This is a genomic window from Dyella subtropica (genome assembly GCF_026283965.1).
GTDB lineage: Bacteria > Pseudomonadota > Gammaproteobacteria > Xanthomonadales > Rhodanobacteraceae > Dyella_D > Dyella_D subtropica.
The window spans coordinates 63501-75136 of record NZ_JAPDPD010000001.1 but is presented as its reverse complement, the minus strand read 5'-3'; the positions used below and the strand labels follow the sequence as shown (position 1 = coordinate 75136).

The following is an 11636-nucleotide window of genomic DNA, read 5'->3' as shown; positions in this document are numbered from 1 at the left end:
CGTTATCGCGACTTGGTTCGCCTGCGGCGGGCTTTCGAACCGCTGCCGCGGTCCGAGTCACTTTCTCTTGCTTGCCCAAGAGAAAGTAACCAAAGAGAAGGGCACCCCGGTTACGCGCTCTCCGGCTTCGCCTGCGAGTCCGTGAGGGCCGGCCGGGCTTTTCGACACGACGTCCCTGTCGTGTCGAAAAGGCATCGACGTCCTGTCGATGCCCCCTTCGGGGCCTTATCGTCCAGCCCTCACCGCTGCACAGGGGAGTGGTTACTGGCTCGCTGCGCATCGCTTTTGCTTTGCTCCCTCGCCCCTCCGGGGAGAGGGTTGGGGTGAGGGGCGGGTGCTTGCGACGGCATCTCTACATCGTCTGCACAGGAGCTCGAAGATCAAAAGCGGAAGGCGAAAAGCGGAGCGCAGAAATGACATCGCCGCATGCTTTGGGCATGCGGCGATGGGGTGTTGCGGGTACTGCTGGCAGTGGGCCCGGACGTTGTGAAGCGTTCGGTGTTGCATTTGTTACATTGTGACTGCTTGATGTCAATACATCGGTGCGTCTTGCGGCGTTTTTGTATGGACGTCCAAATATCCCGCGTGGGGATCTTGATGCGACTTTCGCGGGTACTGTCGAGTGCGTTTGTGCTGGGGTTGTTGGCGGGCTGCGCCGTATAACCCGCGGCTGCGTTCGACGCAGTTGGTGATCGACTATCCGGATACGTCTGAGAACTGCGCCAAGGTCGAAGCCATCCCCGCAGCATGGAAGCAGCGCACCGGCGATCAATCGGTACTGCGTGTGACGCAATCAGTAGGTGTTTCGTTCTGATCTGTGCGTTGGTGGTTCCTGATTGGCGTCAAATCTCTGCTACGCGAGCTCTTCTCCTCCCCTTGCTTGCAGGGGGAGGCCGGGAGGGGGTGAACACTTGAGAAAGCCTCTCCCGAAACGTCTTCTCAAGGGCTTACCCCTCCCCAGCCCTCCCCTGCAAGCAAGGGAGGGGGCTAACAGCTCAGACATCGAGATATTGAACAGGCTCTAAGCGCCCGAGAGCCTCGCCAAGGTTTCTTCGGCCAGCGGCGTGAAACGCTCCCAGCTGCCTGGTTGTCCGGGTAGCTGGGTCAGTTGCTCCACGGTGCGAAGGAATCGGTCGCGGGGATATTCGACCGCGCCGAGGCTGAGCAGATGCGAGTTGGTGACCTGGGCGTCGATCAAGGGAAAGTCCCAGCGATGCAGCAACTCGCCCAGGGTGAGCAGGGCGAGTTTGGAGCCGCCGCTTTCGCGGCTGAACATCGATTCGCCGCAGAACAGGCGGCCCACGGCTACGCCATAGACGCCGCCGATCAGGCGATCGTGCTCCCACACCTCCACGCTGTGCGCATGGCCCATGGCGTGCAGTCCTTCGTAGGCATCGACCATGGCGGGCACGATCCAGGTGCCGAGCTGTCCGGGTCTTGGCGCGGCGCAGGCTTCGACAACGTCACGAAAGGCGTGATCCAACGTCAGTCGCCAGGGCTTGCCGGCCAGTTGGCGGCGCAGGCTGCGATTGGCCTTGAGGCGGTCGGTGTGGAACACGCAGCGGGGATCGGGGGACCACCACAGAATGGGTTCGTCTTCGTTGTACCAGGGGAAGATGCCGCGCGAGTAGGCCGCCAGCAGCCGGCGCGGCGAGAGGTCGCCGCCGAACGCGAGCAAGCCGTTGGGCTCGGTCATGGCGCGGCCGGGATCGGGGAACTGCTCCGGTTTGGCTGCGTCGAGCAGGGGCAGGCGGATCATTGTTCGGCGTCGCGGCTGTGGGCGTATGGATTGTGCCGTAGCAAGTCTTCCGCGTAAGCGTCGATGCCTTCAGCTTCGCGCGCAAGCGCGGCGCGTACGGCGTTGCGGAAACCTTCGTCAGCCAGATAGTGACGGGAATGTGTGCGCACCGGCAGGAAACCGCGCGCCAGTTTGTGCTCGCCCTGGGCGCCGGGTTCGAAGCGTTGCAGTCCATGGCGGATCGCATGTTCGATACCCTGGTAGTAGCACAGCTCGAAATGCAGGCCGGGCACCTCGATATGGCTGCCCCAATAGCGCCCGTACAGCGCCTCGCGGCTTTGCAGGAACAGTGCCATGGCGACCAGGGTGTCGCCATCCCAGGCCAGAGCGACATGCGCGACCTCGCCCAGGCTCCGTCCCAGCTCGGCGAAGAAGGCCGGCGTGAGGGCGGGATGATTGCCTTTGGCGTCGAAGGTGCTCGTATAAAGGTGGTGCACGTCATGCCACTGGCCGCCGCTCAGCGTGTTGCCGCGCCGCCATTCAATGCGCAGACCGCTGCGCGCCACTTGTGCGCGTTCATGGCGGATGTTTTTGCGCTTCTTGTGATTCAGCGTGGCGAGGAAGTCGTCGAAGTGCGTGTAGCCGCGATTCGGCCAGTGGAATTGGATATCCGAACGCGACAGCCATTCCGACCCGAACGCGGGCAAGTCCGCTGCATCGAGAAAGTTGGCGTGCGCCGAAGACAGGCCGTGTCGCTCAACCAGCGCCTGCATCGCCCCCACCAAAGCCTGTCGCCGTTGCGGTGCCGACGGATGGTTTCCCGCCAGCAGCCGCGCTCCGGGTACGGGCGAATAGGGCACGGCATTGAGCAGCTTGGGGTAGTAATCGCCGCCCGCACGTTCCCAGGCGCTGGCCCAGCTCCAGTCGAAAACGAATTCGCCGTGTGAGTTGCCTTTCAGGTAGAGCGGTGCGGCGGCGATGAGCGCATCGTTCTCGTACAGGCCGAGATGATGCGGTCGCCAGCCCCAGTCCTCCTGGATACAGTCGGTGGATTCCAGCGCGGCGAGAAAGGCGTGGGAGAGGAAGGGGTTGTCGTCGGTGCGTAACGCATCCCACGCGGCGGCGGGCAGTTCGGCGATGCGGGCGTGGACGCGGGCTTCGATCACGGGGTCGACAACCGATGGATGCGGTTGCCGGGCGTCATTTAAGGATGCTCTTATCTATTCCACGTACCCGGCATGACGTCCAGAAGGCCCGCAGGGTGTGTTGCGTGGCGCAGGGCAGACTGGCCGTCTGTTCAAGCCGCGCGGCGCAGCCTGCGGGCCTTCTGGACGTCACCCCATCCTTCATATTCAACACGTGGGGGCCGCCCTGTATGCGCGCAGCGCTTCGCCCCAGCGTCTCGGCAGACAGCCAGTCTGCCTTCGCCGCTGCGACAAACCGCTGCGCGCATACAGGGCGGTGACGGGTGCGTGGAATAGATAAGAGCATCCTTAATGCACCGCCGGCAGGCGTGCGGCCAATCGTTCGATGAAGGCGTCCGGTTTGCCGTAGTCGTGGTGGTGCGCCAACACCTGCCGTTTGCCATTCACTTCCAGCACGAGGGTGGGGAAGCCTTGGCCGCCCACTTCTTCCAGCAGGCGACGGCTGGCCTGCACATGCTCGATCACCTGGGCGCTCTGCGCCTTGGCGAAGGCGGTGGCGAAGCGGGTGCCGTCCAGGCCAATCTCCTCGGCCAGCTCGCTCAGCACCTCGGCTTCGACCACGCGCAGACCGCGCTGGTAATGCGCGTTCTGGATCGCCACCAGCATGGGGTAGGCCTTGGCCTCATCGATCGCCTCCGCCGCCAGCACGGCGGTGATCGGCGGCAGCGAGTACAGCACGGTGCCTTGCTCTGCCAGCAGGCCTTCCAGATAAGCCTTGCCGAACGGCTGGCCGCTGAGCTGGCCGATGCGCTGATCAGAATGCACGATGTGCTCGGCCAGCTGCGGATCCAACGTGCGCGGTTCGCCGAACAGACCGCCGCCGTGCAACTGCAAGGCCAGGCGGCCGCCGAATTTCTCGACGGCCGCGCTCACTAGCGGCTGGGCGGCATAGCACCAGCCGCACAGCGGGTCATGGATGTAATGAAGAGTGGCGTGCATCAGCCCGCCGGGGTCTGCTGGTCCAGCCAGCGTTCGGCATCCAGCGCGGCCATGCAACCGAAGCCGGCCGAGGTCACCGCCTGGCGATAGACGTGGTCGGCCACGTCGCCCGCGGCGAACACGCCGGGTACCGAGGTCATGGTGGCCATACCCTTCTGGCCGCTCTGGATCTTCAGGTAGCCGTCGTGCATTTCCAGCTGGCCTTCGAAGATGCCGGTGTTCGGGGTATGGCCGATGGCGACAAAGAAGCCGGTGGCCTGGATGTCGCGGGTGGCGCCGCTGTTGACGTCCTTCACGCGGACACCGGTGACACCGGTTTGGTCGCCCAGCACTTCGTCGACGGCATGGTTCCACACCAGCTCGATCTTGCCGTGGGCGGCCTTCTCGAACAGCTTGTCCTGCATGATCTTTTCGGCGCGGAGCTTGTCGCGGCGATGCACCAGGGTGACCTTGCTGCAGATGTTGGACAGGTACAGCGCCTCTTCGACGGCGGTATTGCCGCCGCCCACCACCACCACTTCCTGCTCGCGGAAGAAGAAACCATCGCAGGTGGCGCAGGCCGACACGCCCTTGCCCTTGAAATGCTCCTCGCTGGCAATGCCCAGATACTTGGCGGTGGCGCCGGTGGTGATGATCAGCGCGTCGCAGGTGTACTCGCCGGAGTCGCCCTTGAGGCGGAACGGGCGCTGTTTCAGGTCCACCCTATGTATATGGTCGAACACCATCTCGGTATGGAAACGCTCGGCGTGCTCCGCCATGCGCTGCATCAGCGCCGGACCCTGCAGGCCTTCCACGTCGCCCGGCCAGTTGTCCACATCCGTGGTGGTCATTAATTGACCACCCTGCTGCAAGCCGGTGATCAACGTCGGCTTCAGGTTGGCGCGTGCGGCGTACACAGCGGCCGTGTAACCGGCAGGGCCCGAGCCCAGGATCAGCAGGCGGCTATGTTTGGTGGTGCTCATGGTTATAATCCTTCGCGTTTGCTAGCAGCTTGATTCGTTATTCGCTCCGGCCCTTACAGCTGTTTCCTCATGCCGGTTCAAGGCACGGGGATGAGGCCTCCGAATCCGCAAGCATGGGGAAGACGTGCGACCGATTCAAGGCGCAGGCAACGGCGGCCTGGTTCATTCGGCGCTCAAGGGCATGCCTTGAGGATAGTCAGCCCACCACGCCGCGCCGCCTGACGAAGCACGTCGAGGGGTGAACGCGAAGCATGTCTGGGAGTGAGCACGGGGTTCTGGCTTTTGCCCCTGCGACGAAGTAGAAGCAGGTTTGGTTTTTATCCCGAGGAAAAGGAATACGGTGGCGCGTAGCGCGAATGTCAAGAAAGAAAAAGAACGCAGTGGCCTCAGCGAGGAGCTGAAGCGCCGTCTGCGTGAAGCGGGCGCGTTGCTGTTGCTGCCGCTCGCCCTGTACCTGCTGGTTTGCCTGTTCAGCTACAACGATCAGGACCCCAGCTGGGGCCATGCCAGCACAGTGGAGCATGCGCGCAACTTCGGCGGCGAAGTGGGCGCGAACATCGCCAACTTGCTGCGCTACATCTTCGGGCTGGTCTCTTACTGTTTTCCGTTGCTGCTGCTGATCCTGGGCGTGCAAGTGCTGCGCCATCGCGGCATACGTACCGTGCAGCCGTGGGAGCCGTCGCTGCGGCTGATCGGTTTCGTGTTCTTCTTCATCACGGCACCGGCGCTGCTGTATCTCAATTTTCATGATGAGCCGATCCTGCCCCAGGGCGTGGGCGGCATCATCGGCATGTGGGTGGGCAGTGGCCTGCTGCATGCGTTTGGCGACAAGGGTGCGCCGTTGCTGTTGCTGGCAACCTTCCTGGTGGCGGTGACGCTGGCCACCGGCTTGTCGTGGTTCAAATTGATGGACCTGACCGGGCAGGGCGTGCTGAAGCTCGGCCACTGGTTCGGCGGCAAGCTGCGCCAGGCACCGGAAGTGCTGGCCGCGCGCCAGGCGCGTGCCGAGCGCGAGGTGGTCAAGAAGACCGATGCGATCAAGCAAGCCAAGCGCGAACCGGTGCGTATCGAGGCGCCACCGCCGCCGGTGGTGAAGAGCGAGCGCGCCAAGGTCGAGACGCAGATCCCGCTGTTCACCGGTGCCTCCTCGCCGGGCGAACTGCCGCCGCTGTCGCTGCTGGACGAAGCGTCGCCGCAGGGGCCGGGCTACTCCGAAGAAACGCTCGAGGTGTTGTCGCGCCAGGTCGAGCTGAAGCTCAAGGACTTCAAGATCGAAGCCAAGGTGGTCGGCGTCTATCCAGGCCCGGTCATCACCCGCTTCGAGCTGGAGCCGGCCGCCGGTGTGCGTGGTTCGCAGGTGTCGAGCCTGGACAAGGACATTGCGCGCGGCCTGTCCGTGGTCAGCGTGCGCGTGGTCGACGTGATCCCCGGCAAGAACGTGATCGGCCTGGAAATCCCCAATACCAAGAAGCAGATCGTCTATCTCTCCGAGATTCTGCGTTCCGACAAATACGACCAGCTGAAGTCGCCGCTGGCGCTGGCGCTGGGCAAGGACATCGCCGGGCGTCCGTCCGTGGCCGATCTCGCCAAGATGCCGCACTTGCTGGTGGCCGGTACCACCGGCTCGGGCAAGTCCGTCGCGGTCAACGCGATGGTGCTGAGCCTGCTGTACAAGTCCAGCGCGAAAGACGTACGCATGATCATGATCGACCCGAAGATGCTGGAACTCTCGGTCTACGAGGGCATCCCGCATCTGCTGGCGCCGGTGGTCACTGACATGAAGGAGGCCGCCAACGCATTGCGCTGGTGCGTCGCCGAGATGGAGCGCCGCTACAAGCTGATGGCTGCAGTGGGCGTGCGCAACCTGGCCGGTTTCAACAAGAAGGTGCGCGACGCCGAGAACGCCGGCCAGCCGCTGCTGGATCCGTTGTTCCGCCCGAACCCCGAGATGCCGAACCTGGCGGCCGAACCGCTGGAGCCGCTGCCGTACATCGTGGTCATCATCGACGAATTCGCCGACATGATGATGATCGTCGGCAAGAAGGTCGAAGAACTGATCGCCCGCCTGGCGCAGAAGGCGCGCGCCGCTGGCGTGCATCTGGTGCTGGCGACGCAGCGTCCGTCGGTGGACGTGATCACCGGTCTGATCAAAGCCAACATCCCGACACGTATCGCGTTCCAGGTGTCCAGCAAGATCGACTCGCGCACGATCCTCGACCAGAGCGGTGCGGAAACCCTGCTCGGCCACGGCGACATGCTGTACCTGCCGCCCGGCACCGCCACGCCGGAGCGCGTGCACGGCGCTTTTGTGGACGACCATGAGGTGCATAACGTGGTGAACTGGCTCAAGGCCCAGGGTTCGCCGCAATACATCGAAGGCGTGCTGGAAGAGGTGCAGGCCACTAGCGACGGCAAGTTCATCAACGACGCCGGTTTGCCGCAGGACGGCGAAGAAGGCGGCGATGCCGAGGCGCAGCTATACGACAAGGCAGTCCGCATTGTTACCGAGTCGCGCCGCGCATCGATCTCTGGCGTGCAGCGTCATTTGCGCATCGGCTACAACCGCGCGGCGCGGCTGATTGAACAGATGGAGCAGGATGGGGTGGTGAGTGCGCCTCAGCACAACGGCAATCGGGAAGTGCTGGCACCGCCGCCGCCGAAGAATTGAGGTTTGTTTCGGAGAGAGGTTTAGGCAAGGGCCTACCCCCTGCCAGCCTCCCCCTGTCCCACGGGACTGGCTTCGCGTCGCAAGCAAGGGGAGGGGCTAAAAGCTTGCGACGCCGTGCTCCCTCCCTTGCTTGCAGGGGAGGGCTGGGGAGGGGTAAGCCCTTGCGACACCGCTACATCACAGCCATCCATTAAGCGACCCCCGCGCAAACTTCGCCACCATCGCGGATACAAAACAGGGAACCCCATGAACCGCTTCATCGCTTTCACCGCCGCCGTCGCGCTGTCGCTGTGCGCCACCGCCCAGGCTGCCACCGGCCCAGCCCGCACGCGCCTCGACGCCTTCGCCACCGGTCTGCATTCGCTCACCGGCAAGTTCACCCAGACGCTGACCGATGCCACTGGCCGCGCCGGCAAGAGCAGCTCCGGCACGCTGGCGCTGGAAGCGCCGCGCCAGTTCCGCTGGGACACCACCGCGCCGTATAAGCAGACCATCGTCGCCGACGGTAGCCGCGTGTGGTTGTATGACCCCGACCTGGAGCAGGTGACGGTGCGCGTGCAGAGCACCGAAGAAGCGCACAGTCCGCTGACCGTGCTGACCGACCTCAAGCAGATGGACCACGACTTCAAAGTGGTGGAGCAGGGTGAGCACGATGGCCTGGCCTGGCTGCGCCTCACCTCCACCGGCAAGGACCCGCAGTTCGATTATGCGGACCTTGGTTTCGACGCCAACGGTCTGGCGCGCATGACCTTCCGCGACCAGCTCGGCGCCGTCACCGACATCCGTTTCTCCGGCTGGCAGCGCAACACATCGATTCCGCCGGCCACCTTCAACTTCGTGCCGCCGAAGGGCGCCGACGTGATCGGCGACGCACCGGTCATCACCACCCAGCCGATCAAGGACTGATTCGCCGCCGTGCTGCGCCAACTGCCGCGCTGGGCATGGATCGGCGGAGGCCTGCTGGCCTTCATTGCCGGCATGATCAACGCAGTCGGCTTCATGGGTTTTCGCCATCAGGCGATTACCCACCTCACCGGCACCACCACGTTGCTGGGTGCTGCGATCGCCGAGGGTGACCACGGCGAGATGCTGCACTGGGCGCTGGCGATCGTCGCCTTTCTGGTTGGCGCAGTGCTAAGCGGCTTCATCGTGCAGCAGCACACCTTGAAGCTCGGACGCCGTTATGGCGTCGCGTTGATGGTGGAGTCGGCCTTGCTGTTCGCCGCCGTGCCGTTGATCCACAACGGCAACGATATCGGCCTGTATTTCGCCTCCGTGGCCTGCGGCCTGCAGAACGCCATGGCCAGCACGTATAGCGGCACGACGTTCCGCACCACACACCTCTCGGGGATCTTCACCGACCTGGGCATCTACCTCGGTCAGCGCATGCGCGGGCTGGAGGTGGACATGTTGCGTATCCATGTCTGCCTGGTGGTGGCCGGCAGTTTCCTTGCCGGTAGCGTGGTGGGCGCACTGGTGTTCGGTGTGCTGGCCGAGCGCACGCTACTGATTCCCGCTGTGCTGACAGGACTGGTCGGCATGGCTTACGCCATGTATCGCCATCGTCATCTGACATAAGGCGTTATACGCCATTGACGCATGCGTCAGTGGCGCAGTACGCTGTCGTCGGAAAAGAAGAGGAGGGACGGAGCTCCCATGGTGATCATCGAAACTGAGATCTTCACTCAGCTTGTCACCGACTTGATGGACGACGATGAGTACGCTCAATTGCAACGCTTCCTCGCGAGGAACCCGAAAGCAGGCGACGTAATTCAAGGCACAGGCGGTCTACGAAAGGTTCGCTGGAAGTCGCACGGCAAGGGAAAGCGCGGAGGCACGCGAATCATTTACTACCACGCCGATGCGCTTCATCAACTGAGAATGCTACTGATCTACGAGAAAGGTGCGATAAAAGACCTGACGGAAGACCAGAAAAAGACATTGAAGAAACTCATCGATACCTGGGATTGATGTCCAGGTATCGAGACGAATCCCGTACCTACCCGGGAAAGGCAGGGTTGCACATATGAAGAATGATCTCTTTAACAAACTGTTGAAGAGTGTGGAGCAAATGGGCGAAATCACGCGTGGTGATCGTGCACCTTCGCGCGAGTTCTATATCGAGCCCGAAGACATCAAGGAAATCAGAACGAAGATTGGCCTGTCACAACCGAAGTTCGCGTTTCTCATGCAGGTCGAAGTCAGCACACTGCGTAACTGGGAACAGGGACGCCGCGTTCCTACCGGGCCGGCCAAAGCCCTGCTCAAGGCCATTAAAAACGACCCGGAACATGTGTTGGCCGCGTTGGCGGACTGATCCAGTCATGAACGTCAAACGCATGGAAGAGACCCAAACCCCGCTCCGGCGGGGTTTTTCGGTCACGTGGTTGCGGTAGGGCAGGACGCTGGGATTCATTTTGTTCATCCCAGCCTGGGTATTCCCGTTCCTATCAAAAGATCATCGTCCGACACCCATACAATCGTTCGGCCTCAAGCCCCGCCTCGCGACAGCGGGCGACGAACCGATCGGATTCGACGATCTGTTTGCTTTCGGGGGTGTATTGCAAGCCGGCGACGAAGCGTAGCCAGGGTTCCTGCCCCATGGCGTAGACGTAAGCCTGTTTGCACTTGAATTCCTCGACGATCATCCATGCGTGTTCGCTGTTGGAACCGGACAGGCGGCGCGAGTCGTCGTCTTTACGGTTGATCGGGTTGCTCAGGTACGGGCCGTACAGCCAGCTCAGCGGGGCGCCGTCGCATTCCATGCCGATGAACAGGTGATCCACGCGGCCGAGCTGTTGGGCGATACGCCGGTACAGCATGCGGTCCTTGCAATCGGAGTCGGCCAGGAACAGAAACTTGCGGCCTTTCAGTTCCACGCACAGGCCGTGTTTGCTGGCAATGCTCAAGTCGGCATGTTCGCCGTAGAAGGGCAGGCTGGTGATCCAGCCGCCGGGCAGCTGGATGCGGTCCATCGGGTCCATCACCTGCACGTTGGCGTGGCCGATGCTGCGCAGGGCCAGCTTCATCGACGGGTCGGCGAGGCTGTGCGGGTTGTTGCGTGGCACCAGGATCGTGCCGATGCGGTTGCGCAGTTGCAGCAGCACTTCGACGCTGAAGTGGTCCTGGTGATTGTGGGTGAGGAACACGTAGTCGATGCGGTCGGGCAGGTCGTGGAAGGTCAGGCGGCCTTCGCCGTCGTCGTGGTCCCAGGTCAGGAACGGGTCGACCAGCACGGAGACGTCCGCGCTCTGGATCAACACGCAAGCGTGGCCGAAGTAGCGCACGCGCACTTCGTCGCCGTGGTACTCGGGTGCGTTGCGTGGCGGTGGCGTGGTGCTGAAGTAACCGCGCAGGCGCGCACGCTCGGCGTCGTCGTGAATGCCCAGGGCATCGGTCATGTGCTGGAAGGGCACGGGCGCAATGCGGCTGGCCGAAATCAGGTCGAAGCGTTCATCGGCGAACGGCAAGGGCATGATCATCCGCTCCTCCGATGCGAGGCGCGGTGTGTTGATGAAGAAGTTGCGCGCGTGGTCGCGGGTGCGCGACCACGCGATTTCCTGCGCCGAGGCAACCGGCAATTCGCCGTGGCTGATCAACTCCTCCAGCACACGCAGCGACGGATGGTTGTTCAAGTCGTAGCTTGCTTCGACGAAACCGGCCAGGGAGGCGGGCAGGTTGTCGTACAGGTGGTCGAGGCTGAAGCCGCTTTCGCTTTTATGCAGCTGGCGATCGAGCTTGAGCAGGTCTTCGGCGAAACCGAGCAGGCCGGCGCCGCGCTGCATGATGTCCTGCAACAGCGCGCGCACGTTGCCAACGTCGCGCTGACTCAACTCCAGAAACGCACCGCCTAGCATCTTCGGGTTCTTCGACGCCGCTTCGTGCACGCCGGGATTGGCAATGAACGACTTGAGCATCGGCAGGTGACGGAAGGCCAGGTTCAGCGCCTGCTGCACCGGTGACACCAGATGGCCCCACGCGTACCAGCGGAAGGCGAGCGGCTCGATCTTGGTGTCGCTGGCGAGAAAGACCTCTTCGGTGGCGTCGATGGTGCTCATGCACTCTCCGTAGTGATGATGGGCGTGTGTGATCGTTGGGTGGGCGTTCGAGTCTTCATTCGTCCA

At 63.0% G+C, this 11636-nt stretch carries 11 protein-coding genes; 6 read left to right on the top strand and 5 right to left on the bottom strand.

Features of this window, described 5'->3' with window-relative positions; all coding sequences use genetic code 11:
* The first annotated feature begins 622 nt into the window (after positions 1-622).
* The gene (locus OUZ45_RS00280) at positions 623-814 is read left to right on the top strand and encodes a DUF3574 domain-containing protein (RefSeq protein WP_266167864.1); all 192 of its coding nucleotides are present in this window, start codon (positions 623-625) and stop codon (positions 812-814) included.
* A 207-nt stretch (positions 815-1021) separates the two neighbouring features.
* Here OUZ45_RS00280 and aat read toward each other — a convergent pair whose 3' ends face one another.
* The 4 genes from aat to trxB form a co-directional block, all read right to left on the bottom strand.
* On the bottom strand, positions 1022-1759 hold the full coding sequence (gene aat / locus OUZ45_RS00275; RefSeq protein WP_266167863.1) for a leucyl/phenylalanyl-tRNA--protein transferase: 738 nt from the start codon (positions 1757-1759) through the stop codon (positions 1022-1024).
* Positions 1756-2904: a GNAT family N-acetyltransferase gene (locus OUZ45_RS00270; RefSeq protein WP_266167862.1), complete on the bottom strand. Its 1149-nt coding sequence runs from the start codon at positions 2902-2904 to the stop codon at positions 1756-1758. The genes aat and OUZ45_RS00270 overlap by 4 nt, the downstream gene beginning before the upstream one ends.
* 327 nt (positions 2905-3231) lie before the next feature.
* Positions 3232-3882 (bottom strand): DsbA family protein, encoded by a 651-nt coding sequence (locus tag OUZ45_RS00265; RefSeq protein ID WP_266167861.1) that lies wholly within the window; start codon positions 3880-3882, stop codon positions 3232-3234.
* On the bottom strand, positions 3882-4844 hold the full coding sequence (gene trxB / locus OUZ45_RS00260) for a thioredoxin-disulfide reductase (protein WP_266167860.1): 963 nt from the start codon (positions 4842-4844) through the stop codon (positions 3882-3884). Before trxB ends, OUZ45_RS00265 begins: the two co-directional genes overlap by 1 nt.
* 340 nt (positions 4845-5184) lie before the next feature.
* Between trxB and OUZ45_RS00255 the strand changes: the two genes are divergently transcribed.
* The 5 genes from OUZ45_RS00255 to nadS all read left to right on the top strand — a co-directional run bounded on the left by OUZ45_RS00255 (position 5185) and on the right by nadS (position 9829).
* Positions 5185-7512 (top strand): DNA translocase FtsK, encoded by a 2328-nt coding sequence (locus OUZ45_RS00255; RefSeq protein WP_266167859.1) that lies wholly within the window; start codon positions 5185-5187, stop codon positions 7510-7512.
* A gap of 246 nt (positions 7513-7758) precedes the next feature.
* Positions 7759-8418 (top strand): outer membrane lipoprotein periplasmic chaperone LolA, encoded by a 660-nt coding sequence (gene lolA, locus OUZ45_RS00250; protein ID WP_266167857.1) that lies wholly within the window; start codon positions 7759-7761, stop codon positions 8416-8418.
* Between the two features lie 9 nt (positions 8419-8427).
* A complete protein-coding gene (locus tag OUZ45_RS00245) occupies positions 8428-9090 on the top strand; it encodes a YoaK family protein (RefSeq protein ID WP_266167856.1) in 663 nt (220 codons plus the stop codon).
* Positions 9091-9168: 78 nt separating this feature from the next.
* A complete protein-coding gene (locus OUZ45_RS00240; RefSeq protein WP_266167855.1) occupies positions 9169-9483 on the top strand; it encodes a type II toxin-antitoxin system RelE/ParE family toxin in 315 nt (104 codons plus the stop codon).
* Positions 9484-9538: 55 nt separating this feature from the next.
* Complete coding sequence (gene nadS / locus OUZ45_RS00235) at positions 9539-9829, top strand: NadS family protein (protein ID WP_266167854.1); 291 nt, start codon at positions 9539-9541, stop codon at positions 9827-9829.
* Between the two features lie 133 nt (positions 9830-9962).
* Here nadS and OUZ45_RS00230 read toward each other — a convergent pair whose 3' ends face one another.
* Entirely contained in the window at positions 9963-11570 is a 1608-nt protein-coding gene (locus OUZ45_RS00230) for an MBL fold metallo-hydrolase (RefSeq protein ID WP_266167853.1), read from the bottom strand.
* Between the last annotated feature and the right edge of the window lie 66 nt (positions 11571-11636).